The organism is Streptomyces sp. NPDC044003 (assembly GCF_056435185.1).
In genome coordinates, this window is sequence record NZ_JBWKFA010000008.1 from 193,212 (window position 1) to 219,710 (window position 26,499).

General features: G+C 70.9%; 17 protein-coding genes. 13 read left to right on the plus strand and 4 right to left on the minus strand.

All coding sequences use genetic code 11. From position 1 onward, the window contains the following. Window positions 1-40: 40 nt before the first annotated feature. From AC07AW_RS29170 to AC07AW_RS29185, 4 genes are all read left to right on the plus strand, one after another. Entirely contained in the window at window positions 41-3,007 is a 2,967-nt protein-coding gene (locus AC07AW_RS29170) for a helicase-related protein (RefSeq protein WP_478818436.1), read from the plus strand. After that, window positions 3,007-7,128, plus strand: coding sequence for an Eco57I restriction-modification methylase domain-containing protein (locus AC07AW_RS29175; RefSeq protein WP_478818437.1), 4,122 nt, complete (start codon window positions 3,007-3,009; stop codon window positions 7,126-7,128). Before AC07AW_RS29170 ends, AC07AW_RS29175 begins: the two co-directional genes overlap by 1 nt. A 23-nt stretch (window positions 7,129-7,151) precedes the next feature. Beyond that, window positions 7,152-7,613, plus strand: a complete 462-nt coding sequence (locus AC07AW_RS29180) for a hypothetical protein (RefSeq protein WP_478818438.1) — start codon at window positions 7,152-7,154, stop codon at window positions 7,611-7,613. A 61-nt stretch (window positions 7,614-7,674) separates the two neighbouring features. Continuing rightward, window positions 7,675-9,303, plus strand: coding sequence for a hypothetical protein (locus AC07AW_RS29185; protein ID WP_478818617.1), 1,629 nt, complete (start codon window positions 7,675-7,677; stop codon window positions 9,301-9,303). A 54-nt stretch (window positions 9,304-9,357) separates the two neighbouring features. Here the strand turns inward: AC07AW_RS29185 and AC07AW_RS29190 are convergent, their stop codons facing one another. Beyond that, window positions 9,358-9,549, minus strand: coding sequence for a DUF397 domain-containing protein (locus tag AC07AW_RS29190; RefSeq protein WP_478818439.1), 192 nt, complete (start codon window positions 9,547-9,549; stop codon window positions 9,358-9,360). After that, window positions 9,546-10,418: a helix-turn-helix domain-containing protein gene (locus AC07AW_RS29195; RefSeq protein ID WP_478818440.1), complete on the minus strand. Its 873-nt coding sequence runs from the start codon at window positions 10,416-10,418 to the stop codon at window positions 9,546-9,548. The genes AC07AW_RS29190 and AC07AW_RS29195 overlap by 4 nt, the downstream gene beginning before the upstream one ends. A gap of 166 nt (window positions 10,419-10,584) precedes the next feature. Here AC07AW_RS29195 and AC07AW_RS29200 point away from each other — a divergent pair, with 166 nt between their 5' ends. The 5 genes from AC07AW_RS29200 to AC07AW_RS29220 all read left to right on the plus strand — a co-directional run bounded on the left by AC07AW_RS29200 (window position 10,585) and on the right by AC07AW_RS29220 (window position 16,332). After that, entirely contained in the window at window positions 10,585-11,034 is a 450-nt protein-coding gene (locus AC07AW_RS29200) for an ATP-binding protein (protein WP_478818441.1), read from the plus strand. Between the two features lie 125 nt (window positions 11,035-11,159). Continuing rightward, window positions 11,160-12,866 carry a hypothetical protein gene (locus AC07AW_RS29205; protein WP_478818442.1) on the plus strand — a complete coding sequence of 569 codons (1,707 nt, stop codon included), beginning with the start codon at window positions 11,160-11,162 and terminating at the stop codon, window positions 12,864-12,866. After that, window positions 12,863-13,147 carry a hypothetical protein gene (locus AC07AW_RS29210; RefSeq protein WP_478818443.1) on the plus strand — a complete coding sequence of 95 codons (285 nt, stop codon included), beginning with the start codon at window positions 12,863-12,865 and terminating at the stop codon, window positions 13,145-13,147. The genes AC07AW_RS29205 and AC07AW_RS29210 overlap by 4 nt, the downstream gene beginning before the upstream one ends. Further along, complete coding sequence (locus AC07AW_RS29215; protein ID WP_478818444.1) at window positions 13,144-13,773, plus strand: nucleotide exchange factor GrpE; 630 nt, start codon at window positions 13,144-13,146, stop codon at window positions 13,771-13,773. The genes AC07AW_RS29210 and AC07AW_RS29215 overlap by 4 nt, the downstream gene beginning before the upstream one ends. 54 nt (window positions 13,774-13,827) lie before the next feature. Next, entirely contained in the window at window positions 13,828-16,332 is a 2,505-nt protein-coding gene (locus tag AC07AW_RS29220; protein WP_478818445.1) for an Hsp70 family protein, read from the plus strand. A 31-nt stretch (window positions 16,333-16,363) separates the two neighbouring features. On the opposite strand, the gene AC07AW_RS29225 is transcribed toward AC07AW_RS29220, so the two are convergent. Next, a complete protein-coding gene (locus AC07AW_RS29225) occupies window positions 16,364-17,401 on the minus strand; it encodes an EcsC family protein (protein ID WP_478818446.1) in 1,038 nt (345 codons plus the stop codon). 211 nt (window positions 17,402-17,612) lie between these two features. Here AC07AW_RS29225 and AC07AW_RS29230 point away from each other — a divergent pair, with 211 nt between their 5' ends. Genes AC07AW_RS29230 through AC07AW_RS29240 form a run of 3 tightly spaced genes read left to right on the plus strand, consistent with a single transcriptional unit; the run spans window position 17,613 to window position 22,846 of the window. Next, a complete protein-coding gene (locus AC07AW_RS29230; protein ID WP_478818447.1) occupies window positions 17,613-19,424 on the plus strand; it encodes an AAA family ATPase in 1,812 nt (603 codons plus the stop codon). After that, entirely contained in the window at window positions 19,421-20,674 is a 1,254-nt protein-coding gene (locus AC07AW_RS29235; protein ID WP_478818448.1) for an McrC family protein, read from the plus strand. Before AC07AW_RS29230 ends, AC07AW_RS29235 begins: the two co-directional genes overlap by 4 nt. Before the next feature lie 30 nt (window positions 20,675-20,704). Then, on the plus strand, window positions 20,705-22,846 hold the full coding sequence (locus AC07AW_RS29240; protein ID WP_478818449.1) for a UvrD-helicase domain-containing protein: 2,142 nt from the start codon (window positions 20,705-20,707) through the stop codon (window positions 22,844-22,846). Between the two features lie 57 nt (window positions 22,847-22,903). Here the strand turns inward: AC07AW_RS29240 and AC07AW_RS29245 are convergent, their stop codons facing one another. Continuing rightward, window positions 22,904-24,559 (minus strand): N-6 DNA methylase, encoded by a 1,656-nt coding sequence (locus tag AC07AW_RS29245; protein ID WP_478818450.1) that lies wholly within the window; start codon window positions 24,557-24,559, stop codon window positions 22,904-22,906. 125 nt (window positions 24,560-24,684) lie between these two features. Between AC07AW_RS29245 and AC07AW_RS29250 the strand changes: the two genes are divergently transcribed. Then, window positions 24,685-26,400, plus strand: a complete 1,716-nt coding sequence (locus AC07AW_RS29250) for a TIGR04141 family sporadically distributed protein (RefSeq protein ID WP_478818451.1) — start codon at window positions 24,685-24,687, stop codon at window positions 26,398-26,400. The last annotated feature ends 99 nt before the right edge of the window (window positions 26,401-26,499 follow it).

The window sequence follows — 26,499 nt, forward strand, 5'->3', positions numbered from 1 at the left end:
CGCAGCACCCCTTCTCGATCCCAAGGAACTGAGACAACTCATGAGCCTCACGTACACAGCCGGCTCGCTGGTCGCCGCCCGTGGCCGGGAATGGGTGGTGCTGCCCGAGAGCGCCCCCGACATGCTGGTGCTGCGCCCCCTGGGCGGGGGCGAGGACGACATCGCGGCCGTCTTCCCCGCCTTCGAGGAGGTGCGTCCGGCCGAGTTCGCGGCGCCGAGCCCGGCCGACCTGGGCGACCAGCGGTCCGCCGGTCTGCTGCGTACGGCGCTCCGGATCGGCTTCCGCTCGGGTGCGGGCCCGTTCCGCTCGCTGGCCTCGATCGCCGTGGAGCCCCGGGCCTATCAGCTGGTCCCGCTCCTCATGGCGCTGCGGCAGCGGACCGTACGGCTGCTGATCTCGGACGACGTCGGCATCGGCAAGACGGTCGAGGCCGGCCTGATCGCCAAGGAGCTGCTCGCGCAGGGCGAGGCGACCCGGCTCGCGGTGCTGTGCTCCCCCGCGCTCGCCGAGCAGTGGCAGTCCGAGCTGCGGGAGAAGTTCGGCATCGACGCCGAACTCGTCCTCGCCTCCACGGTGTCACGTCTGGAGCGCGGCCTTGAGCTGGGCCAGTCCCTGTTCGACAAGCACCCGTACACGATCATCTCGACGGACTTCATCAAGTCGACCCGGCACCGCGAGGACTTCGTCAAGCACTGCCCCGACCTGGTGATCGTCGACGAGGCCCACTCCTGCGTGGCGGCCGACGACGCCGCCAACGGTGGTACGTCGTCCGCGGCGAACCAGCTCCGGTACGAGCTGCTGCGCAGGGTCTCCGCCGACGAGGACCGGCACCTGCTGCTGCTGACGGCGACCCCGCACTCCGGCAAGGAGTCCGCGTTCCGTAACCTGCTCGGCCTGGTGCGGCCCGAACTCGCGACGCTTGACCTGGAGTCCCCGGCGGGCAGGGCGAAGCTCGCCGAGCATTTCGTGGCCCGCAAGCGCGCCGACGTCCGCGAGTACCTCACCAAGGAGGACGGCCTCGCCGACGACTCGCTGGCCGAGCGGACGGCCTTCCCGTCCGACCGCTGGACGAAGGACGAGCCGTACAAGCTGACGCCGGGCTACCGGGCGCTGCTCGACGACGCCATCGCCTACGCCCGCGACCGCGTCGCGGCCGCCGGCGAGCAGGGCAAGCGGGAGGCGCGGATCGCCTGGTGGTCGGTGATCGCACTGCTGCGCTCGATGGTGTCCTCGCCCGCGGCCGCCGCGCAGACGCTGAAGACCCGCTCCGAGTCCGCCACCGCCCGCACCGCGCAGGAGGCGGACGCGCTGGGCTCCCCGGTGGCCTCCGACTCCGCCGAGAACGACCGGCTCGAAGGCATGGACGTCGCCCCGGGCGCCGCCGAGTCGGAGGAGGCGGGTGCCCGGCTGCTCGACCTCTCCCGGCGGGCCGCCGCGCTCGTCGGCCCGGCCGAGGACGCGAAGCTGAAGGCCCTCACCCGCCACCTGAAGAGCCTGATCGCCGACGGCTACCACCCGATCGTCTTCTGCCGCTACATCCCCACCGCCGAGTACCTCGCCACCCAGCTGGAGGGCAAGCTCGGCAAGAAGACGAAGATCGCCGCGGTGACCGGCACCCTCTCCCCGCAGCAGCGCCTGGAGCGCATCGAGCAGCTCGCCGCCGAGGCCGCCGCCGAGGAGGCCGACGACCCGGCCGTCCGCCGCGTCCTCATCGCCACCGACTGCCTCTCCGAGGGCGTCAACCTCCAGCACCACTTCGACGCGGTCGTCCACTACGACCTCGCGTGGAACCCCACCCGCCACGACCAGCGCGAGGGCCGCGTCGACCGCTACGGGCAGAAGCGCGACCAGGTCCGGGTCATCACCATGTACGGCGAGGACAACGGCATCGACGGCAAGGTCCTGGAGGTGCTGTTCAAGAAGCACCGGCAGATCATGAAGGACCTGGGCATCTCCGTCTCCGTCCCCGACGAGACCGCGTCCGGCGTCACCGACGCCGTCGTGGAGTGGCTGCTGCTGCACGGTCGGCAGGGCAGCCAGGAGAGTCTGTTCGACCTGGACGGCCACCAGGAGTCGTTCGACCGGATCGAGCGCGAATGGAACTCGGCCGCCGAGCGGGAGAAGACCTCCCGCTCCAAGTACGCCCAGCGCGCCATCCACCCGGAGGAGGTCGCACGCGAGGTCGCCGCCGTACGGGCCGCGCTCGGCGGCGCCGAGGAGGTACGCGGCTTCGCGCTGGAGGCCCTGCGCGACCTGGACGCACTGGTCCGCGACCCACGTGACGGCTCCGGCGACTTCACGGCCCAGGCCGGCGGCACCCCCGCCGGCCTGCGGGACGCGCTCGCCGCCACCCTCGGCGGACGGCTCGTCGAGGAGGACCGCGAGATCCCCTTCCGCACCACGCCCGCGATCGGCCGCGGCGAGGCCGCCCTGGTCCGTACCGACCCGGCGATCGGCGCCATCGCCTCGTACGTCCTGGACTCGGCCCTCGACGCGAACACCCCCGGCCCCCGCCCGGCACGCCGCTGCGGTGTCGTCACCACGGACGCGGTGAGCATCCGCACCACGCTCCTCCTGGTCCGCTACCGCTTCCACCTCACGCTGCCGTCCCGCACCGGCGAGCGGCAGCTGGTCGCCGAGGACGCCCGGCTCCTCGCGTACGAAGGGATGCCGTCGCGCGCCCGCTGGCTCGACGACGAGGCGACCGCCGCGCTCCTCGGGGCCCGCGCCACCGCCAACACCCACGAGCAGATGGTGGCCAACCAGATCGCCAAGGACCTGGGCGGTCTGCCGGACCTGGCCGCGCACCTCACCGAGTACGGCACACGCCTGGCCGCCGAGCTCGACGCCTCGCACCGCCGGGTCCGCAAGGCCAACGAGGAGATCGTCCGCGGTCTGAAGGTCGTCCCGCAGGAGCCCGCCGACGTCCTCGGCGTGTACGTCTACCTGCCCCAGCAGTCCGCCCCCGCCGCGTCCGCCCCTACCGTGTCCGGAGCCGAAGCCTGATGTCCGCCGCCACCCGCAACGCCCTGGCCTTCACCGCCGTCACCACGGTCGGCGGACTGCTCCCCGCCGACATGCTGCTCCGCATCGCCGAGGCGCGGAACCTGCCCGGCACCAAGTCCGCCGACTACGGCCTGCCCGCCTCCGTGCCCGTACGCGACGAGGCCGAGCGCGCCTGGGAGTACCTCAAGCCCCTCTGGCGCGACCTGCGCGCAGCCCTGCCGTCGGACCCGACGACCGGCGCACCCGCCGCCGACCCGACCGGTCGCGCTGGCACCGACTGGCTGGCCCAGCTCTTCCGCAAGCTGGACTTCGGCGCGCTGACGGAGGTCGGTGCGGCGGGAATCCCCGCCGACTCCGACCCGGACAAGCGCTTCCCCGTCTCCCACCGGCACGGCCCCGCGCTCATCCACCAGATCCCCTGGAACCAGGAACTCGACAAGCGCCCGGCCCCCGGCCAGGTCCCCGCGCAGTCCATGCTCCAGGACTGCCTCAACCGCGCCGAGGCCCACCTGTGGGCCGTCCTCACCAACGGGCGTCGCCTGCGCCTGCTGCGCGACTCCTCGTCCTTCTCCACCGCGGCCTACGTCGAGTTCGACCTCGAAGCCCTCTTCGACGGCGAGCTGTTCAGCGAGTTCGTCCTCCTGTACAGCCTGCTGCACGCGTCCCGCTTCACCGTGGCGGACGGCACGGCTGCCTCGGGGTGCTGGCTGGAGAAGTGGCGCGCCGAGGCCGTGACCTCCGGCGCCCGTGCCCTGGACCAGCTCCGCCTGGGCGTCCAGAACGCCCTCACGGTCCTCGGTACGGGCTTCCTGCGCCACCCGGACAACGGCAAGCTGCGCGAGAACACCGACCCGAAGGACCTCCGGGACGCCCTCCTTCGCCTCGTCTACCGGCTGCTGTTCGTCTTCGTCGCCGAGGACCGCGACGCCCTGCTCGACGGAAAGCCGGGCGAGCCGGGACGGGAGGCGTACGAGCGGTACTTCTCCTCGGCCCGGCTCCGCGAACGCGCCCGCCGACGGCAGGGCACGGCCCACGGCGACCAGTACGAGGCCCTGCGCATCGTCCTGACCGCCCTCGGCACGGAGGGCGGCCGCCCCGAGCTCGGTCTGCCCGGCCTCGGCGGCCTGTTCTCCCACAAGCCGGCCGACGCGCCGCTCGACGGCCTCAAGCTGTCCAACGAGTCGCTGCTCGCCGCCGTCCGCCACCTCGCCCAGGTCCGCGACCCGGGCGCCCGCCGCTGGCGTCCGGTCGACTACCGCCACCTGGACGCCGAGGAGCTCGGCTCGGTCTACGAGTCCCTGCTCGAGCTGGAGCCCAAGCACTCGGCGACGGACCGGTCTTTCGAACTGATCGAGGTGGCCGGCAACACCCGTAAGACAACGGGCAGTTACTACACCCCGTCCTCGCTCATCGAGTGCCTGCTCGACACGACGCTGGACCCGGTGATAGACGATGCCGTGAAGCGGGGAGAGCTGAAGGCCACTGAGGCCGGCCGCCCCGACCCCGCCGACGACATCGTCGCGGAGCTCCTTTCCCTGACGGTCTGCGACCCGGCCTGCGGCTCGGGCCACTTCCTCGTCGCCTCGGCCCGCCGCATCGCGAAGCGCGTGGCGTCGGTACGTGAGCGGAACCCGGAGCCCCCCGTCGACGCCCTGCGCCACGCCCTCCACGAGGTCGTCGCGCGCTGCATCTACGGCGTGGACCTCAACCCGATGGCCGTGGAGCTGGCCAAGGTGTCGCTGTGGCTGGAGGCGATGGAACGGGGCAAGCCGCTGAGCTTCCTCGACGCGCACGTCAAGCACGGCAACGGGCTGATCGGCACAACGCCGAAGCTGCTGTCGGAGGGTGTCCCGGACGACGCGTTCAAGCCGATCGAAGGCGATGACCGGAAGTACGCGTCCGCGCTCGTCAAGCGCAACAAGGCCCAGCGGGGCGGCCAGGACGAGCTCCTCTTCGACACGGAGCCTCTGCCGGGGAACGAGCGGTACGCGGCGGAGCTTGCGCGGATCACGATGGCCCCGGCGGATTCGCTGGAGCAGGTACGGGCCCAGGAGTCCGCCTATCGCGCCTATACGGAGTCGTCCGCCTACGTCCACGACCTGCACGCTGCTGATGCGTGGTGCGCCGCGTTCGCGTGGCCGAAGCAGAAGGGCGCGCCGGAGGCCCCGACGGACCAGGTGTTCCGGGCGCTGCGGGGCCGGGACCAGGCGGCTGTGCCGGACGCGACGCATGAGGAGATCCTGAAGCTGCGGGACCAATACCGCTTCTTCCACTGGCACCTGGAGTTCCCAGAGGTGTTCTCAGTCCCGGAGTCGGGTGTGGGTGTCCAGGCGGGGACGGGGTGGGCTGGCGGGTTCGACGCGGTGGTGGGGAATCCACCGTGGGAGCGGGTGAAGCTCCAGGAGCAGGAGTTCTTCGCCCAGCGCGACCCGCGCATCGCGGAGGCCAAGAACGCGGCCGCCCGCAAGCGTCTGATCGCTGAGCTGCGCGACGACCGTGACGGTGCCCAGCTCTATGAGGAGTTCGAGGCCGCGAAGCGCCGCGCGGAGGGCGAGAGCCACTTCTTGCGGGCCAGCGCGCGGTTCCCGCTGACGGGGCGCGGTGACATCAACACGTACGCCGTCTTCACGGAGACGGACCGCACGCTGACGGGGCTGCGGGGGCGGACGGGCGTGATCGTGCCGACGGGGATCGCTACGGACGCGACGACGCAGTTCTTCTTCAAGGACCTGGTCGCGAAGGGGCACTTGGTCGCGCTGTACGGCTTCGAGAACGAGGAGAAGGTCTTCCCCGGTGTCCATCACAGCGTGAACTTCGCCCTGTTCTGCATGGCGGGGTCCGGCTCTCCCGATGAGCCGATCTCCATTGCTTTCCGGGTCCGTCAGGTCGAGCAGATCCCGGAGCGCGCCTACCCTCTGACGGGCCGCGACATCCAGCTCCTGAACCCGAACACCGGTACATGCCCCGTCTTCCGCAGCCGCCGGGACGCCGAGATCACTTTGGGGATCTACCGTCGTATGCCAGTGCTAATCGACGAGAATAAGGGGGCTGGCGGGAACCCCTGGGATGTCTCGTTCATGACCATGTTCCATATGTCGAACGACTCCCATCTGTTCCGTCCCGCCGCCCGGGACAACGAGACCTTCGACGACCTCCTGAAGTCAGGCTGGGCCCTCGACGGCAACGTCCTCGTCCGCGACGAGGAGCGCTTGCTCCCTCTGTTCGAGGCAAAGATGCTGCACCACTACGACCATCGCTTCTCCACATACGAGAACGCCACGGAGAAGCAGCTCGCTGTGGGCACCCTCCCGCGCTTCACTGTGGAACAGCACCAGGACGCCGCCGCCGTACCGCTCCCGCGTTACTGGGTGCCAGAGCGGGATGTTCCGACCGGCGAAGTCGACAAGAACGGCAAGCCCGTCATGGAGTCGGGCGTCCGCAGCCGATTGGCCGCCAAGAGGTGGGACCGGGGCTGGGTAATGGGCTTTCGAAAGATCTGTCGCGCTTCAGACGAGCGCACAGCAATCACCTACGCGTTCCCTCGCGCAGGACTCGGCGACTCCGGCAACATCGTGATCCCGCGGAACTTCAAGCATGCACCCCTGCTCTATAGCAACAGCGTCTCGATGGTGCTCGACTACGTGCTGCGACAGAAGCTCGGCGGCACCAACCTAAACTTCTTCCAGTTCGAACAGCTCCCCTTCATCGCCCCAGAGGTCATCGCGCTGCACGCGGCTTCCTTGACCCCGCGCATCCTCGAACTCACCTACACAGCCGACGACATGTCCCCATTCGCGCGGGACCTCGGTGACACTGGCGCCCCCTTCCGTTGGGACACCGACCGCCGTGCCGTCATCCGTGCCGAGCTGGACGCCCTCTTCTTCCACCTCTACGGCATCACCCGCGACGACACCGCCTACATCCTCGACACCTTCAACGTCACCCGCGACAACGACATCAAGGCGCACGGCGAGTACCGCACCAAGAACCTGATCCTCGCCGAGTACGACCGGATGGCCGCCGCCGGCCTGACGATGGAGACCCCGCTCACCGAGGGCGAGGCCGGCAGCTACCGTTCCACGCTCACCCCGCCCCCCGGCCAGGGCCCTCGCCACAACTGACCCACCCGAGGAAGCAACGCCAAGTGGTCCGTAGAAGCCAGACCAGCAACCCGCGTTCGGCCGTCGTTCTGACCTCGGGCGCGGACTGGGGGACGCGTGCCGCTGGGCAGCGTCGGGGCAGTGGGGCCGAGTTCCCGCTGCCCCGGCGGCAGGCCGCGAAGGTCAAGGCCTTGCAGCAGGTCCTCGGGGTGATCCGTACGGCGATCAACGCCAAGCGCTGGGCCCAGGCGCGGTACATGCTCAGCCGCGCCCGGGCCCTCGTCAACGCCCTGCCCGCCGATCAGACCGTCCAGGAACGCGAGCAGCTCACGCTGCTCCGGAAGAAGTTCGAGGCACGCGGCACGACGGCCGCCAAGAGCACCCCGAAGAAGAAGCCGGCCCCGAAGCCCGCGCCCAAGAAGGCCGCGCCGAGACCCGCACCCGACCTCGGCGACCGCGTCCTCAACCGTGCCGCGCTCGGTTACGGCCCTGCCGGCGAGGAATGACAGGCACCTCACGTCTCACACCCTTGAGAGGGGACCGCCCATGGAACCACGCGGCTATCGCATGGTCGTGTCGACCGAATCGGACTACGTCGACACCTGTGGCATAGCAGAGCGAGAACTCATCGAATGGCTCAAGTCGAAACGGTACGACCCTTCCGGGCTTGACGAAGGTCGGACCGAGATCGCCGCCCACGCGACCCTCGACCGCGACTCCGAGTCCGGCAGGAAGGGCGCGTACAGCCGGTGGCGCATGCGCGAGACGCCCCCCGGCGCCTCCGGCACCTGGCAGTCGACGCTCGTCGTGCGCTCCGGGCTCCCCGAGGACGAGGGCCGCACCTGGGTACAGATCGACATCGAGCACCAGCCTGCCAACGCGGGCGAGTTCCCCACCCCCGCCAACACGCCAGGCATCGCCCGCTCCCTCCTGGATGCGCTGGAGGCGCGTGACGGTCAGGCCGACGTCACCACCGCGCCCGCCTTCATCGAGGACGACGACGACGTCGACGACCTGCTCGAAGAGCTGTGCGACGCCAACCGTCGGATGCCCGTCGTCATCGCCACCGTTCCGTACGGGAAGGACCCCGACGACTGGTCGCGCACGGTCGTGGAACCGCTCTTCCGGAACCTGCACGGGCTGGCTGTGCTGTACGTCCTCATGCCGGCTGCACAGGCCAAGTTCAACACCGCGCTGGAGTACCACCCCGTGTTCGGTGGTGGCGTCCGCACGTACGTACCAGGGCTCGATCCGGCCTGGAAGCCGGACGCGCAGCGGCATCCCGTCATGTCCCGCCGAACCATCGAAGCCGGTACGCGTCGCGCCGCCGCCATCCTGGCAAAGCTCCCGCAACGGCTCGCCTCACGCCACACGCTGCCCGCCGCCCTGCTGAGCGTTCCGCGCCAGCGGGCGCGGCTTCGCCCGAACTCGGACGGGGCTGACATCGCCCAGCTGCGTAACGACAACGCCGCCCTGACCTCGCTGCTGGACGAGGCGGAGCAGGCGGAGGCGATGCGCGTCAACGAGATCAACGACCTGTACGCGGAGCTCGCCAAGACAGAGCGGGGAAGCGATGACCTGAGGGGCGAGAACGAGGAGCTTTACGACAAGTTCCAGGAATCCCAGCGCCTCATTCGTTTCCTGCGCGAACGCCTGGAAGCAGCAGGAGAGTTCGCCACGGCCTACTGCTCCGCCGACGTCCCGGCCATCACCTATCCGGAGACCTTCGCCGACCTGCTCGACCGGCTGGAAGAGCTTCCTTTCATCACGTTTACGGGCAACCTCAAGACCACCCGGGGACTCGACAGCCAGTCGGTGGACAACTGGCTGAACGTGGCCTGGGACGGTCTCTTGGCGCTCAACCAGTTCGCCGAGGCCTCTGCCAACGGCAAGGCCTCCGGCGACTTCCTGAGCTGGTGCAAGTCCGAGGCGTCCGGCGCTTTCCCCTTCCCCGCGGCCAAGGTGGCCATGCGGGAGTCCGACACCGTCGCCAGGAACGGCAAACTGCGCAACGAGCGCATCCTGCCCGTCCCGGAAGCGGTCGACGCCGACGGCCGGGTCTTCATGCAGGCCCATCTGAAGATCGGCGGAGGCAACACCGTCGCCCCTCGTCTCCACTTCTACGAGGACGGCCCCCGGTCCGGGAAGGTGTACGTGGGCTACCTGGGCCCGCACCTGCGCAACACGCTCACCTGAGCACGGAAGGGTGTGCCGCCGTTCGCTCCGCTGTCGCGGCGGCACACCGGTCGTTCAGTTCCCCGACACGAACCGCACGAACGGCGCCCACTCCTCGCGCCCCACAGCGAACGCCGTGCGGGTCACGTCCTTGGAGTCCCGTACATGAACGGCCTGTTCGGCGATCGCGATCTCCACGCAGTCGTCGCCCTGGCTGCCGCTGTAGCTGGACTTGAACCAGGCGAGTTCCGTCGTACCGGTGTTCATAGCTCTCCTCGCAGTCGCTCCAGCAAGCTCCTGGATTCCACGGGACCCAAGGCCTGCGAGCGCAGTGTTTCATAGCGCTGACAGAGCAAGCTCACCTCTTTCCGGTCCGAGATCAACCGACCGTTCTGCTGGCCCTCGGAGTAGCCGATCCGCTGCCCCGCAGCGGTCTCCAGGATTCGTACCGGCCCATCCAGGCACGCATGCAACCCCGCCTCCATCGGCACCACCTGAAGCGTCACATTGCGCGGAGCACTTCGCTCCAACACATGGTCCAGCAGCCCCCGCATCGCTTCCGCGTCCCCGAACCGCCGCCGGAACACGTGCTCCTCCACGATGAAGCTGAACGGGACAGTCGACCGCTCGCGCATCATCCGCTGTCGCTCCATCCGCGCGGTGAGCTGCGCCTCCAGCTCCTCGTCCGTCCGGAGCGGGATCGTGCCCTCGAACACCGCCCGCGCATACGCCTCCGACTGCAACAACCCCGGCACCAGCCGGCACTCGTACGTGCACAGGCTCACCGCCTCCCGCTCAAGCCGGGCCCATCTCCGGAACCAGGCCGCGAGGCCCACCTCTCCCCGGCTCAGGTGGCGCGCGGCCTTCCTCAATGCCCCGGTGTTGCCGGTCGCCTCCTCCCCGCGCTCCACGAAGGCCTCGTCCGGCATCCGGCGGCCCAGCTCCACCGACTCCACGGTGTGTTTGGAGTACCGAACGCGGTCGGCGAACTCGGCCCGGCTGAGGCCCGCGTGTTCGCGCAACGCCTGGACGACCGCGCCGAACGTGCGCAGACTGTCCGACGGGTGGGGCTCCCGCTCCCACTCCCCCGCCGGGACCACCCGGGCGCCCGCCGCCTCCCCTTCGACGATGCTCATCCGCCGCCCCTCTCTCCGTGCCGCACCTACGGCGATCACCGCCCGCATTCACCACTCAGCGTGACCGCACGCTCCGCGTACTGTCCACACCACGTGCCCGTACGCTGACTCCGCGTACGGGGTGCGGCACTCGCTTCCAGTCACATCCGGCCGTCACGCTGGCCCCATGAACCGACCCCTCCCCCAACTGGCCGCGCCACAGCTCGCCTTCACGCAGCTGCTCTCCTCCACGCGGCGCGGCGCCCGGCTCGCACGGCTGCTCTGCCTGACCCAGCTGCGGTCGTGGGGCGCTCCGCAGGACCTCACGGAGCGTGCCGAGTACGTCGTCGCGGAGCTCGCCGCCAACGCCGTACTCCACGGTCGTCTGCCCGGCCGCAGCTTCCGGCTCTCGCTCGCGTACGACCCCTCACCCGGTCGTCTTCGCGTCGACGTCACGGACGCGTGCGGGGACCGGTGGCCGCTTCCTCGTCCTGTGAGCGCCGCGCCCGAGAGGCTGCACGACGGCGGTCGCGGTCTCGCGCTCGTCACCGCGCTCGCGGACCGCTGGGAGACGCTCCCCTACCCGCCCAGCGGCAAGACCGTACGGGCCGAGCTGACCGCTCAGCACCGGGAATGAGTCACGTCAGCGAAACGTCGCGCAAGATCCAGCCACTCCACCTGATCGTGCGTTGACGTCGCCAACACACCTCCCTACGGTGGCTCTTGTCACGTCGGGGACCAGGGGGGCCATAGATCGTGCACGTGGACGACACCGGCGAACCCGACCGGACCGTCACGGCGGACCACCTGCTCACCACGGCCGAGCACGCATTCCTTCGCGCCGAGTTCGGTCTCGTACGACCGCTTCTGCAGCGGTTCCAGAGCGAGTTCGGTACGACCGAGGACGAGGACGCCGCCCTCCGGTACACCGTGCTCCGCAGCGCTCTGGCCGCGCGGGCCGGGAACTGGCAGGAGGCGGCCCGTCGGTTGCCCGACAGCGACGACCTGGGCTGGGCGGAGACGGGGATCGTCCACGCTCTCGCGGTCGGCGCCCTCCGCAGGCTGAGCGAGGAAGGACGGCACACCGAAGCCGGTACCGCCGCGCTCGCGATCGTGCTGTGGGCGCACCTCCTGGGCGAGGAGGACCCGGGTGACTTCCGCGGGGTCATCGCCGAGCGGCGCGGCACCCCCGTACCCGACGAGCTGTGGGAGGACGCCCGCCGTCAGCTGCTCGGGCGCGTCACCGACCTGCTGCACGCCCTGGACGTCCGCGCCGGCCGGGATGCCCTGACCGCATGGGAGACGGTCTGGGAGGCCGAGCAGCTCGATCCTCTGGTCGTCCCGTCCGAGGCCGGTCCCGGCGAGTTGATCCCGCTCTCGGGCGCCGCCTGGGCTCTCGTCGACCAGGGCCGCCACTCCACCCTTCTCGACGCCTACACCGCACGCCACCCGGACCCCGGCAGCTGGACCGCCGAATCACCCGACCACCTTTCGTGCGCCGCCCCGATCTCCCGGGCTCTCGCGGCACGGGCCCAGGACCACATGAGGGCCGGGGAGTGGGGCAAGGCGCTCGCGGACTTCAACAGGGCGCGGCTGCTCGGGCGCACCCTCGACGACGCCGACCGGGCTGCCGTACTCCGCGCGGGAAGGAACGTCGGGCGGGGGCGCAACGGGCACGGCTACTCCTCCGTCGACCGGATCCAGGGCCTGGAGCTGGCCCACACGCTGCTGCCGCAGGACGGATCCCTGGCTCTCGATCTCGCGGCCGAGTTGGTACGCCAGGGCAGGAAGGTGCTCCCCAGAGACCCCGGGGAGAGTTGGATCCGTTTCAGGCGGGCACTGGCCGTCTCGTCCGACGCCCCAGGCGCTCAGGCGGGCCTCGACGATCTGCTGCGAGCGGACCTGGCCCAGGCGCTCGCCGGGGCTCAGCCCAGTGAGAGGATCCACGCCGACGCCGTGGAGGACCTGCTGCGGCGCGATCCGCATTGTGCACCGGCGTGGACGTGGCTGAAGGAGCACTACGCCGACAGCACGACCCGGGACGCCACTGCCGCGACCACTCGCGCCACCCTGGAGCACCGCATCGACGTGCTGAGTAGGGCCGTGGCGGACGCGGACTTACCCGACAGCCATCTCAGGACCATGTTCGACGCAGCCCTTCTCCGTCTCGCCGAGCACCTGGAAGCGACCGCCTCCCCGTCGGACGTCATCGAGCTGTTCCTGCGGGGGCAGATGCGCACGGGTGTCAGCGCCCGCCTCGACCAGACCGTGGAAACCGCGTATCTGCGCCGCGCCCGGGCACGCGAGGAGGCCGGCGATGTCGGCGGGGCGCGACGCGACCGAGCGTGCGCGGAACGGATCGGGGCCGGACTGCCGGACCAGGGGCTGTTGTTCGGCCCCTCGCCCGACCGCGCACCCGGCAGCAAGGGCCTCCACCTCGACGACTCCGGACAAGGATCACTCTTTTGACCGACTCCCCTGCGCACGGCAGCGAGCGCGCCGAAGCCCCCGCCCTGCCCTGGTTCGGTCCCACCCTCCAGGAGCTCGTCCCCGGCCTCGCGCTCGGAACCCGGCTCCCCGCCCTGCGCGCGCAGGCTGCGCGGGCCCGCAGCGCGGCCCGGGAGGATCCGGTCAGGCAGGAACTCATCCGCCGGGCCGACCAGGCCACCCGGAGTCCCGTCGGCGCCCTCGTCGCCGAGATGCTCACCCCGCCCCTGCCCCGCCTCCACCACAGCGAGGAACGTCCGTGATCGATCCCGCCCGGTCCGCCGCCGGCCCGTCGTCCGAGCTCGACAAACTGCGGCGCCGGGTCGAGGCCCTGTCCCGCAAGCGCGACGAGGCCGAGGCCCGGCTCGATGCTCTGCTGAGCTCACTGCTGCCGCTGGACGACGTGCTCGGCGACACCCGTCGCCGGGTCGGCGCCCTGCACGAGGCACGGTCCGCCCGCGAGGCGACCTCGGTCGCCGTCGCCCTGAGCGAGCAGATCGACGCGGCGCACCTGATGTTGCGCCGCACGTTCGCCGGGCAGGACGTCAGCCCGATGGACGCGGTGGGCAGGGCGGTCGATCCCCTGGAGATGCGCGTCGTCGGAACGGAACCCCATCCCACCTGGCCCGGCGGCACGGTGCTGCGGGAGAGGCTCACCGGTTTCCGTCGGGGAGCCGCCACCCTGCGGCCCGCGGAAGTGGTCGTCGCGGTGCCGGGCCCCGCACCGGAGCCCGAGACCGAACCCGTCGTCGACAGCGGGCCGGATCCGGTGCCGGCCGCGGCGCCGGCCGGTGGCGGGCGCGCACAGCCACGGCGCACCACCCGTTCCCAGCGGCAGCTGCCCCGCAAGCGCCCCGGCCGGCGGGGACGGCGCTCCCGCCGCTCCTGACCCTGCGCCTCCGACGCCTCCTACGCTCCATGACGACCAGGAAAGCGACCTTTCATGCACCGCACTCTCGGCATCGACCTCGGCACCACCAACTCGGTCACGGCCTGGCTGCAGGACGGCGTCCCTGTCGTCCTGCCCAACCGGCACGGCGGTGAGACCACCCCTTCGGCCCTCGGGGTCGGCTCCGACGGCGCCCTGTTGGTCGGGCAGGAGGCCCTGAGCTGGCAGGAGTCCGCGCCCGGTTCCGTGATCACGGAGGCCAAGCGGCTGATCGGGCGGCGCTGGGACGACGAGCTCGTCCAGCAGGCGCTGAAGGCGCGGCCCGACGACGCGCCGCCCGTCCGGAAGAGCGCCGACGGTTCGGTGGAGATCCGGCTCGGCGGGCACTACCTCTCCCCGGTGCAGGTGGCCGCCATCCTGCTGCGCCGGCTCAAGCAGGACGCCGAGAACGCCGCCGGAGTGCCGTTCCGGCGTGCGGTGATCACGGTGCCGGCGTACTTCGCGGAGCCGCAGTTCCACGCGGTGCGCGAGGCCGGGCGGCTTGCCGGATTCCATGTGGCGCGGATCGTGCAGGAGCCGACCGCCGCCGCGCACGCCTTCGGCATCGGACCGAGCGGGAACGGCGCCGAGGACTACGCCACCGTGCTCGTCTTCGACCTGGGCGGCGGCACCTTCGACGTCTCGCTCCTGACGATCGGTCCCGGCTACTTCTCGGTGGGCGAGCTGGGCGGGGACAACCTCCTCGGCGGTTCCGACTTCGACGCGCTGCTCGACGAGCACCTGCGCGCGCGGCTCGACGGGCGCGACCACAGCGGGGAGGGAGACGCCTTCCGGATCCGGGACGCCGCCGCGCGCGCCAAGGTCGAACTGTCCTCGCAGGACGTCTCCGAGGTGATCCTGGCCCCGCTCGGCCGCGAGGGCGGAGCCTGGTCCGGGGAGGTACGGCGCTCGGACTTCGAGGCGCTCCTGGCCGCGTACCGGAGCCGGATGCGGGGCACCGTCGAGTCGGTGCTGAAGCGGGGCGACGCGCTGCCCGAGGACATCCAGCGCGTCCTCCTCGTCGGCGGCTCCACCCGCATCCCGGCCGTCCGGCGCGATCTGGAGGAACTCTTCGGCGAGGAGAAGGTGTCGGACGCGGTGCACCCCATGACGGCCGTCGCGCACGGCGCCGCCGTGGAGGCCGGCCTGCTCAGCACGCTCGACTGCCCGGCCGACACCTGCACGATCGAGGGGATTCCCGTCACCGCCGACGCCTGCCCCGGCTGCGCGACGCCGCTCCTCGGCCCGGCCACCGTGGACTGCCCTGCCTGCCACGTCCCCGCACCCGAGCTCAGCGGCGCCTGTTCGGTGTGCGACACGGACCTGTCTGGGCTGCGCGCGGCCGCTCCGACGGCCACCCGTCGGGAGTGTCCGGACTGCGGCCGGGCCGACAACCCCGTCTCCGCGGCCGTCTGCCTCGACTGCGACGCGCCGCTGGACGCAGGCGGCCTGAAGTGCCCCGGCTGCGGAATGGTCAACGCCGCCGGTCTCAGCTCCTGCTCGTTCTGCCTCGGCGACTTCGGCACAGCCCCCGCCGAACAGGTCACGGCACAGGACATCGGACTCGAGCTGGAGGACGGCTCCTTGGAGGTCCTCTTCCCCGGGGGCACCGCCTACCCGACCGAGTGGCGCCGTGTGGACGACCTCGTGGTCCGCGACGCCCGCAGCGGATCGGTGCGGTTCCAGGTCTGGGAGGGGCAGCACCACCGCTCCGCCCATCGCAACGAGTTCTGCGGCAGTGCCGTCCACGAGCAGAAGGACGGGCTCCGGGGAGACGTACCGCTCGATCTTCAGGTGCGACTGGACGCCGACCGCACGATCGCCCTGAGGTACCGCCTCGGCTCCGACGACTGGCACGGCAAGGAGCTCCGCCGCAGCGGGGTGCCCGCCGCCGTCGGCCGGAAGGCGAACGAACTCCACGAGCGGTACGCGGACTTCCTGGCCCTCTGGGACCGTGAGCTCACGCACGCCGAACGGGACGCCCTCACCGAGGTCATGGCGGACCTGGCGGCACTCGGCAAGGGCGAGACCGTGGGCCGCTCCCTGGACGGGCTGCTCGACTCCTCCCGCGAGACCCTGGAGCTGTGCACGCGGGCGCGCACCGCCTTCGCCCAGGCGACGATCGCCGCCGGCAGCGGGCACGGGCTGCTTCCGGCAGCGCTCCTGGAGGACCTGCGGAAGGCCGGGGAGTCGGTCATGGACGCGCGCAGGGCGATGGACACCGACGCGCTGCGGGAGAGCACGACGCGGGCGGAGGAGCTCTGGAAGGGGATCGACCCGGCGGTCCGCACCTCGGTCGTCACCATCCGCCTCGCCGAGCAGGACTCCTATCCGACGACCCTCCGCAACGAGGTCCTGGCCGCCCGCGACGCCCTGCGGAGCGCCGTGGCGCGCGGCGACCAGAACGCCCAGAACGCCGAACTCGTACGCCTCGCACGCCTTTCCGACCAGGGCCGGGACCAGTTCGCGGAGGCGAGCACCCCGTTCCCCGCGGGCAGCGTCCTGCCGTCCAGGCGGTGAGCGTCCGCGTCGTTGACCCCGTGCCCGTCGCCTACGTGGCGTCGGCCTCGGGGTCGCCGTCCCCGTCGGTCGCCAGTGCGGCCGGCAGCGGCAGCCCGTACTTCTCGCACAGGAACCGTGTCTGGCAGTACCGCTGGGCGTCGGCGGCCACTCTGCCGAGGACAGCGGCGTTCGCGCCGGCACCGACGAGGATCCCCACGAGCGGCACGACCTTGGCGACGTTCTTGACCGGCACCCTGGCACCGGCCGGGCCCAGCTGCTGCATCAACTTCTCCAGGGCGGCCACGAGACGGTGGTCCTGGCGGAGCTTCTGCGACCAGTTCACGCGCCCCTTGACCGCCTCCGCGGCCCGTGCGGCGTCACGCAACGGCTTGGCTTTGGCCGCCTGCGCCATGAAGGACCGCTGCACCAGGCGTTGGATGAAGTCCTGCTCCCTGGGGTCTTTGGCGTCGAAGCCGTAGGAGTACGCGATGCGCGCCGCGATCGACGTGCTCAGGACCTGGACGACGAGGATGTCCGCCGTCATCGCGACGGGGATGCCGGCGACGGGGACCATGGCCAACAGGCCCATGGCGCCCCCTTCTACCGCGCCGACGGCCCGCCACGTCATGGTGTTGCGGGTCAGCAGCCGGTCGCAGACCTTGAGGTCCTGCTCCCGCAGCTCGGTGAAACCGCCGATGTCGATCCCTCGCTTGCGGGCGAGCTTCTCGACGTTCTTCGGGTCGTTGAGCTCCAGGGTCGATTCGTTGACCATTTCGAGCAACGCCGCCGCGCTGGCGAGCGCCGGTCGCAGGGCCGCGTCGGCGACCGCGCCGCCCGCACGGCGCATCGGGTCCGCGACTGCCTCCGGCACGGCGTCCTTGACCCGTCTGGCGGCGTTTCCCGCGGCCGCACCGGTGCGGCCGAGGGCGGCGCTCGCCCAGTTCGGCAGTTCGCGGCGGCTCTTGCGGCGCTGCCAGTGCTCGCTGAGCCCGTCCCACACCTGCTCCTCGTACGCGCTCATCGAGGTCGTCCCGGTGTCACCCTCGGGCAACTCCACCTCGATCACACGCTGTTCAGCCTCAGTCATCTACCCCTCACCCGTAGCGCCCCACCCCGGAGACCAAGCGTCGGTTCGACCCCGAGGAGTCGCCCTGACGCACCCTCACCATAGGTTCAGCGCGTTTACATCGTCAACACACCATCAAGATTTGTTTACTGACAACTTGAGTCCATTGACAGCGTCAACAGGTAGGCTGTTCGGTGTTCGCGCAGGCCTCGCGTCTCCCGGAAGGTCACCCATGCCGCAGCCCGACCGCCTCCCCGGCGCGCCCGACTTCCGCATCGTGCTCCCCAAGGGCGGCGGAGAGGCGCACGGGCATCTGCTCACCGAGTTCGGCGGGAACGGCACGCACAAGTTCCTCCTCCACGAGGGTTCGATGGTGTCGGCAGAGGCATGGCCCGGGCTCGGCTCCCACACGCGACGACTCCGTGTGGATCTCCTGACGGCCGGCGCACTCGCCGACGCCCCGGCGGAACCCGACCGGCCCGCGGCGACGCCACGGTGGGTGGCGACCCGGGACATCGTGTGCAACTCCTCCTCGGCCGCCGCCGCGTTGGTGTACGGCTACGACGCCTCCGGCCCCGAGTCCTGGCGCACGGGCGAGGGCCACCCGCTCGGCGACTACCTGTCCACCGGCTGGCGCGCCCCGCGCAAGGCGTGGCTGGTGCGCGGCTCCAACGTCTCGGGGCACAACCTCGTGCGGCGACTGTGGCTGAAGGAGGGGTACGTCACCCTCGCCGGCACCCATCTGCCGCTGCTGGAGGAGAGCGACCCGACCAAGAGCGCGCTGCGGCGCCTCGTCGAAGAGGGGTACGAGGGTGCGGCCTCGTACAACCAGAAGCGGGGCCTCGTCGAGGAGCTGCACGGCTTCCTGACGCAGATGCGCGTCGGCGACACGGTGGCGACCATAAGCGACGGCCGGCTGCACCTCGGACGGATCACCGGGGAGGCCGCGCAGACCATCCTCTCCGACGGCCTGCACAACCTACGGCGAACCGTCGCCTGGCAGCCCGACAGCCACCCGTACGAGGAACTTCCGGAGGAAGTGCAGCAGAAGCTCTCGGTGCAGCACGACGTCGTCGACCTGACCGGCGTCCTGGAAGCGCTGGACGGACTCACCGCGCCCTCCACCCCAGCAGCGTCCGGTGCCCTCGCGCATGAGCCCACCGAGCGGCCGGCGCCGCGTGAGCTGTCCCTGCCGGACGTCACCGACGACCTCGCTGCGGACCTCCTCGTCCATGACCCGTCCTGGCTCGAGGAGGTGCGCGAGCTCCTCATCGACGAGCGGCAGTTGATCTTCTACGGCCCGCCGGGCACCGGGAAGACCTACCTGGCGATGAAGCTGGCCGAGTACTTCGGCGGCGGTCCCGAGCAGGTCAAGATCGTGCAGTTCCACCCGTCGTACGCCTATGAGGACTTCTTCGAGGGCTTCCGGCCCGTGGAGGACGCCGAGACACGAGAGGTGGCCTTCCGCCTGACCGCGGGGCCGCTCCGGGAACTCGCCGACCTCGCCTCCCGCGAGGGAAACCGGCACGTCCCGCATTTTCTGATCATCGACGAGATCAACCGCGCCAATCTCGCCAAGGTCTTCGGCGAGCTGTACTTCCTCCTCGAGTACCGGACGAGGTCCGTCCGTCTCACCTATTCCGGAGACGACTTCGCGCTGCCCCCGAACCTCTTCGTGATCGGCACGATGAACACCGCCGACCGGTCGATCGCCCTGGTGGACGCGGCGATGCGGCGCCGTTTCGCGTTCTTCGAGCTGTCCCCCCGTACCGAGCCGACCGCCGGGCTGCTCGGGCGCTGGCTGAAGCGTGAGGGCAAGGACCCGGAGCCGGCCCATCTGCTCGACGCGCTCAACGCACGCATCGACGATGCCGACTTCGCCATCGGCCCCTCGTACCTGATGAAGCCGGGCGTGTACCGCGACGGCGGCCTCGACCGCACCTGGCGCACGAAGATCCTCCCCCTGCTCGAAGAGCACCACTACGGCGAGGGGCTCGACATCGCCGCCCGCTACGGCCTCGACTCACTGCGGCAGCGTCCATGACCGTGCTCGACGTGACCCTGCGCGAGCACGGGCCCGCGCTCTCCGTCCCCTTGGGCAGCGAGGCCGGGCGCGCCCTCGCCGCGTCCGGCATCCTGCAGAGCGCGACGCCGGATCCCGGCCGGGAGGGGCACTGGCTGCTGCGGGCGGGCAGCCGGGTCGGTGCCGTGCGCACCCCTGGCGGTCCTGTCGTACGGATCACGCCCAAGACGCCCGTGAGCCGGCTGTTCTTCCTCTTCGGCTTCAGTCTCGACCCGGCACGGGCCTGGCGCGACAGCAAGGAGGGCACTGTCGACACCGGGGCGTACGACGACGTCGTCCCCGCGCTCGCGCACGCCGTGGAGCGGCAGATCGACGCCGCTCTACGCCGAGGGGTTCTCCAGGGCTATCGCGAGGCGGAGGAGACCGCGCTGGTCGTGCGCGGGCGGCTGCGCGAGGCCGAACAGATCCGCCGGCACTTCGGCCGGACACCGCCGGTGGAGATCGGGTACGACGCGTACACGGCCGACACCGATGAGAACCGCATCCTGCGCGGTGCCGTCGAGCAGTTGCTGCGGCTGCCGGGAGTCCCCGGTCCGGTCCGCCGGCGCCTCGCCCACCAGCGCATGCGTCTCGCCGACGCCCAGCCGCTGATTCGGGGGCAGGAACTGCCGCGCTGGCAGCCGTCGCGCCTCAACTCCCGCTACCAGCCGGCTCTGCGACTCGCCGAGGCCGTTCTGCGCGGCGCCTCTCCGGAGCACAGACCGAGCACGACCGAACCCCTCGCCATGGACGGCTTCCTCATCGACATGAACAAGCTGTTCGAGGACTTCGTCACCGTCGGGCTGCGCGAGGCCCTGCGTGAACACGGCCTGACCGCCCGCCTCCAGGACCCCCACCACCTCGACACGGCAGGTCTGGTGGGCATGCGCCCCGACCTCGTCGTGCGCACCGGGGACGGCCGCACTCCGGTCGCCGTCGTCGACGCCAAGTACAAGGTCGAGAAGGCCGACGGACTCCTCAACGCCGACCTGTACCAGGCCCTCGCCTACGCCACCGTGCTCGGTCTGCCCGAATCCCACCTCGTGTACGCGGCGGGGCGGCGACCGGAGCGCTGCCACGAAGTACGCGGAACGGGCACCGGACAGGAAGGACAAGGCGTGCGGCTGTACCAGCACGCCCTCGACCTCTCCCGCGAACCGGAAGACCTCCTGTCGGGGCTCCGCGAGCTCGCCAGAAGGCTGGCCGCGACCGCGGCGCGTCCTGGATCATGAATCAGCGTCACACGGACAAGAAGGGACACCATGCCCCGGCTCGCCTTCGCCCAGAGCTTCTGGGACGGGTACGACATGCTGGAGAAGCCGGTGCGAGCCGGTGTACGCAAGGCCATGGGGAAGTTCCAGGCCCTGAGCGCCGCCGAGCTGAACGCCGACAAGGGCCTGCACCTGGAATCGGTGGTCAACGCCCGTGACGCACGCATGCGCACCATCCGCATCACCGACTTCTGGCGGGGTGTCGTTCTCGCTCCCGACGACGGCAGCGATGTGTTCCTGCTGGTCAACGTGCTGCCGCACGACGACGCCTACACGTGGGCGGCGAAGCGTCTGTACAGCGCGAACTCGGCGACCAGGGCGCTTGAGGTGCGTGACGCCGCCGCTCTGGACGCGCTGACGCCCCTGTACGAGACGGCCGCGGCCCACGCGCCCACGCTGCTGTTCGCGCACGTCTCCGACGGCACCCTGCGCGAGCTCGGCATCGACGACCAGGTACTGCGCGCCGCGCGTTCCCTGGTGGACAAGGCCCAGCTGGAGGCCTTCGCCACCCTGCTGCCCGAGGACCAGCTGGAGGTACTCCAGTACCTCGCCGAGGGCTTCGGCCCGGACGAGGTCTACCGGGATGTCGTCGCCGTCCGCCGCCCCGCCGACGCCCCCGCCGAGCCGGTCGAGGACCTGGCCACGGTCATCGCCAACACCTCGGCGCGCATCCGCCTGGTCACCGGGCCGGAGGAGCTGGAGGAGGTGCTGGAGAAGCCGTTCGACGCCTGGCGCGTCTTTCTCCACCCCTCCCAGCGGCGCGTCGCCTACCGCACCTCCTACGCGGGTCCCGTCCAGGTCACCGGTGGGCCGGGGACGGGCAAGACCGTCGCTGCCCTGCACCGCGTCAAGCATCTCCTCGGGCGCGGTGCGGACAGCCGGATCCTGCTGACCACGTATACGAACGCGCTCGCCGCCGGACTGCGCGACATGCTCGGCCTGCTCCTCGACGGAGACGAGGAACTGCTGTCGCGGGTCGACGTGACGACGGTCGACGCCTACGCGAACGGCGTCGTGCGCACGAGATCGGGGACGGCGCCCCGTCCGATCGGGGACAGGGAGCAGCGGCAGTTGTGGGAGAAGGCCGTCAAGCAGCTCGGTCTGCCGTTCACCGCCCGGTTCCTCGCCCAGGAGTACCGCCACATCGTCCTCGGTCAGGACATCCGCGATCTCGACGCCTACCTCGACGCGAGCCGTCGCGGCCGCGGCACCGGTATGGGACCCGCCCGGCGCCGGGAGGTGTGGAGCGGTGTGGCGCGATTCGAGCAGTTCCTGCGCGACCGGGGCGAGACCACTCATCTGCGGGTCTGCGTCCGTGCGGCCGAGCTCCTGGCCGGCGCCCCGGCTCCGTACACGCATGTCGTCGTCGACGAGGCGCAGGACCTGCACCCCGCGCAGTGGCGGGTGCTGCGTGCCGCCGCGGCTCCGGGTCCCGACGACCTGTTCGTCACGGGTGACCCGCACCAGCGCATCTACGACTCCCGGGTGTCGCTCGGCTCTCTGGGCATCGCCACCGTCGGCCGGAGCCATCGTCTGCGCGTCAACTACCGCTCCACCGAGGAGATCCTCGCCTGGTCGGCGCGGCTCCTCGCGCCCGTCACCGTCGACGCGCTCGAAGGTGAGGGAACGGACTCCCTGACCGGATACCGCTCCCTGCTCCACGGGCGCCATCCCCAGGTCCAGGGGTACGGGACCCGGCAGGAGGAGACGGACGCCCTGGTGGACCGCGTCCAGGCGCTGCTCGCCGGAGGCCTCGCGCCGCACGAGATCGGCGTGTGCGCCCGCTTCAACCTCTCCCTGGACGCGGCCGAGGACAAGCTCAGGGCCTCCGGCGTCCCGGCGGTCCGGGTCAAGGGACAGGTCGTCCCGGGGACGCCGGGCGTACGGCTGGCGACCATGCATGCGATGAAGGGGTTGGAGTTCCGGGCGGTGTCCGTCCTCGGCGTCGGCGTCGGCGAGGGCAGCGTGCCGTTCGCCCGTGAGGTCACCCCGCGTGAGGCGGACCCGCTCCAGCACGAGGCCGATCTGCTCCGGGAACGCTGTCTGCTCTTCGTCGCCTGCACTCGTGCGCGCGAATCGCTCAGCGTGACATGGAGCGGGACCCCGAGCCCGTTTCTGCCGATTCTGAGCTGACCGGCTCCGGGGGTGCGCCGGTGCGGGGCGACTGTCGGCGTGTGCCCCGCACCGTGCTCACTTCTCCGGCGCCAGGGCTCCCGCGGCCAGCCCCTCGCGGGCGACTTCGGCGAGCTGCCGGCTCAGTTCGTCGATCCTGCTCATCCCCTCCTCGAATTCGGACAGGGCGCGGAAGGCCGAACCGTATCGACGCTGCTCGTCGATGCCCATGCGGGGGATGCGCGAGCCTCGGGTGTCAAGGCGGTACGTCCCGCTGGAGCTTGTGGACCGGCGGGCATTGACCGGACTGCGGAGGAACCCCCGCAGGTAGTCCGTGTCGAGTTGTTCGCTGGCCGAGACCGGTTCCGAACCCTCGTACGCCACGAGTCCGGCGCGTGCGAGATCGGCGACGCTGGTGGTCGCGCCGTCCAGGGAACCCGGTCCCGCGCCCGCGGCCAGCTCGGGCAGGAGGGCGGCGAGCCGGCGGATCCGGTCCTCCAGCTCCTCGCGCAGGGCCGTGTACTCACGGGGATAGTCACGGTCCCGGGAGCGGAGATGGCTGCCGGGGGTGAGGTCGACCGTGTCGTCGAGGAGTTCGATCAGGGGCACGTCGGCGACCTGGCCGGGGCGCGGGTCCAGGCTGCCGTCGGGGCTGTTGCCGGTCAGGTCGACCATGCGCACGGTGTTGTTCGTGTCCGTGTTCCCCGCGCCGTCGGGTCGCTGCAGGCACCACAGATGGACGGGCAGGGCGTGGGAGGTCGCTGTACCCGGCGGCAGGGCGACCACTTGACGCAGGATGCCCCGGCGTACGAGCTCCGCCCGGATGCGGCGTCCCGCCTTCCGGTAGGCGGCCGACGCGGGCATGACCATGAGGACGTGACCGCCGGGCTCGGTGTGCGCGTAGGCGTGCTGGAGCCAGGCGAGTTCACCTTCGGCCTTGGAGGGGGTGCCCAGCTCCCAGCGCGAGTCGAGCAGCAGCTCGTCCCTCCCCCACTCGGTCACGCCGGCCGGCGGGTCGCAGACGACCAGGTCCGCCTTGAGATCGGGCCACGCGTCCGCGCGCAAGGAGTCCCCTGCGACGATGCGGACGTCCGATCGGCCCAGCAGGTCCGAGCGGAGCTGCGCGAAAAGGGCGCTGTCGGCGTCCACCTCCTGACCGTGGCAGCGCGTACCGGCCTCGGAAGCGACGGACAGGAGCAGCACCCCGATGCCGCAGGCAGGATCGAAGACCGCGGCCCCAGGGGGTAGTTCGGGGGCGAAGTGGCACACGGCACGCACCACGCGCTCGCCGGTCACCTGGTCGGATCCCGCGCGCCGGGCCGAGTCCATGAACCGTTCGGTCAGTCCGTTCACGAGGTCGAGGGGCGATTCCGTGCGCGCGAGCTCCCGGACCCGGGAAACGATCTCGTCCGGCAGCTCCGGGGCGGGTTGTCCGGCCAACGCTGCGGCCACCACCGCCAGGCCCGCCACCATCTGGTCGCCGTACGCGGCCCGCAGGGCCTGCCACAGCTCGACCTCGGGTGACATCTCCTGGCCCTTGCGCTGTTTGTCCAGCCATGCCTGGACGTCCGCCAGCGCGAAGAGCGGGCTGTTCGCCGCACCGCCCGCCGGTGCCGGGAAGTCGTCATAGCGCCGCCGCCAGTTGGAGACAGCAGCCCGAGTGACGCCGGCCAATCGAGCGATCTCAGCACCGGTGACAAGAGGCCCGACCGGTGAAGCCGCAGTATCTGTCATGCTCCCAGCGTACACGGACAACCTCCACGCCTCCAGGAGGCAGTCCGTTGACAGTGCACACAGACTTGTGTCATCTTCTCTCGTGTACCTGGCTTTCTGCGCTCACCGGTCCATGGAGGCTCGCCTTGGCATCGAACACCGCGGTACGCACCGTCTACCGGCTGTCCGGCGTCAGCCCCACGCCGGACGCCATGCTGGACGCCCTCGACCATGAACTCCTGGACACGCTGGGGGCCGATGTCCACATCCCCGACGCCATGGGGGTCCCGGCCGTGTACATCACCTGCGGAATGGAGAGCACCGAGGCCCCGTGGTGTGAACCCATGGCGCGCACCACCGGCATCACGGTCGCGGAGAGCGTCCGCCGCACCGCCGCCCTCCTCCTGCTGGCCATCGACGGCACCGTGTACGCCATAGGCTGCGACCAGGGGTACCGGCTGATCCCCGACGCCCTCAAGGACAAGCGCTTCGGTCTCTCCTTCGCCATCCGGCAGATGGACCCGAGCATGATCCGCGGGGCGGTCTCGAGGTCTCTCGGTCGGGCGCGCACCGACATCTCCCTGGTTCCGGGCGGGGCCCCGGTCCCGCTGCTCGGCATCCGTGACCACTCCCGGATCGTGCGCAGCCTGGGCGGATACCTCGACGACCTCCCGCTCACCCGCTCGCGGTTCAAGCGCGGAAAGGCCTTCAGCGCGCAGGGCGGATGCGGGCTGAAGATCGCCCTGGGGATCGAACCCGAGGCGCTCGTGTCCGACCTGCGGACCATCGCCAGGATCTGCCGCGAGGACATCCCGCACCAGGAGCTGGAGTTCGTGGACCATATCGTTCCGGTCGGCGACCCGGCGGAACTCGACGCCCTCGACCGGGATCTGGACGACCGCCTCGGCCGGGCCGCCGACGGACGGATCTCCGCGTCCGTCCCCGCCGATCACCACGCGCAGTACGCGGAGGCCACGGCGTACATGACGCGGATCAACAGCACCGATGCCCGGCGCTCCGACGACTTCGATCTCGACTACGTACTCGCCCGGGCCCGGCTCGCACTTCCCGGCCGGCGCGTCGATGTGCTGCGCGAGGGGACCGTGACTCTCGCCAGGGACCGCCGGGCAGGTGCCGTCGACAGCCTGGCCGTCACCACGGCGCTGAGCTGGCTGGAGACCGACGCCTCGCTCGGCTCCAGGCGGTTCTTCCTCCTGGAGGGCGAATGGTACGAGGCCGGTGCGGGCTACGTGGCGGAGTGCCGGGCCGCCGTGGCGGCCCTGTTCCCTCCGTCGCCTTCCGTCTTCGTGCCGACGTGGTTCAAGGGAGAGACCGAGAACGCGTACAACAACAGGGTGGCGGACGAGCTTCCGGGCTGGCTGTGTCTCGACACCAAGAACGTCGGCAATCCCCTCCAGCGAAGGGATCAGGTCGAGATCTGCGACCTGCTCATGCCCGACGGCACCCTGGTCCTCGTCAAGCGCGCGGACGGTTCCGGCCCGCTGAGTCATCTGTTCAACCAGGCGAGGGTGGCGGTGGAACTCCTCCAGCAGTCCGCGCAGGTCCGGGCGGAGTTCACGGCGAAGGTCGCACGCCTCAGCGGGGGCACACGCGTCCTTCCGGAGGACTTCACGCCGCGGCGGATCGTCCTCGCCATGCAGCTCAAGAACCGCGAACGCCTGACCCCGGAATCCCTCTTCGGCTTCTCCCAGATCACCATCGCACAGACGGCGAGGGCCCTGGCGGCCCGAGGGGTGACGGTGGAGGTCATCGGCATCCCGGAAGGCGGCGCCGACACACTCCGCGCACCTCTGTGCCGCACGGGAAGCCGCACGGGACGCCGCGTGGGGGCCCTCGGCTGAATCCGGGTCGGATCTCGATCCGGGCACAACCGGGCGGTGGGGTTCCTCGGGTGTCTACGATCCCGGCGTGGACTCGTACGCGTATGCCCCGCCGCCGCC

Bases quoted from the DNA above. Each gene is read 5' to 3' on its own strand.
- AC07AW_RS29235 (WP_478818448.1), top strand. From the start codon at position 19,421: ATGACCGTGCTCGACGTGACCCTGCGCGAGCACGGGCCCGCGCTCTCC.
- AC07AW_RS29240 (WP_478818449.1), top strand. From the start codon at position 20,705: ATGCCCCGGCTCGCCTTCGCCCAGAGCTTCTGGGACGGGTACGACATG.
- AC07AW_RS29190 (WP_478818439.1), bottom strand. From the start codon at position 9,549: ATGAACACCGGTACGACGGAACTCGCCTGGTTCAAGTCCAGCTACAGC.
- AC07AW_RS29245 (WP_478818450.1), bottom strand. From the start codon at position 24,559: ATGACAGATACTGCGGCTTCACCGGTCGGGCCTCTTGTCACCGGTGCT.
- AC07AW_RS29170 (WP_478818436.1), top strand. From the start codon at position 41: ATGAGCCTCACGTACACAGCCGGCTCGCTGGTCGCCGCCCGTGGCCGG.
- AC07AW_RS29230 (WP_478818447.1), top strand. From the start codon at position 17,613: ATGCCGCAGCCCGACCGCCTCCCCGGCGCGCCCGACTTCCGCATCGTG.
- AC07AW_RS29185 (WP_478818617.1), top strand. From the start codon at position 7,675: ATGGTCGTGTCGACCGAATCGGACTACGTCGACACCTGTGGCATAGCA.
- AC07AW_RS29200 (WP_478818441.1), top strand. From the start codon at position 10,585: ATGAACCGACCCCTCCCCCAACTGGCCGCGCCACAGCTCGCCTTCACG.
- AC07AW_RS29225 (WP_478818446.1), bottom strand. From the start codon at position 17,401: ATGACTGAGGCTGAACAGCGTGTGATCGAGGTGGAGTTGCCCGAGGGT.
- AC07AW_RS29175 (WP_478818437.1), top strand. From the start codon at position 3,007: ATGTCCGCCGCCACCCGCAACGCCCTGGCCTTCACCGCCGTCACCACG.
- AC07AW_RS29195 (WP_478818440.1), bottom strand. From the start codon at position 10,418: ATGAGCATCGTCGAAGGGGAGGCGGCGGGCGCCCGGGTGGTCCCGGCG.
- AC07AW_RS29220 (WP_478818445.1), top strand. From the start codon at position 13,828: ATGCACCGCACTCTCGGCATCGACCTCGGCACCACCAACTCGGTCACG.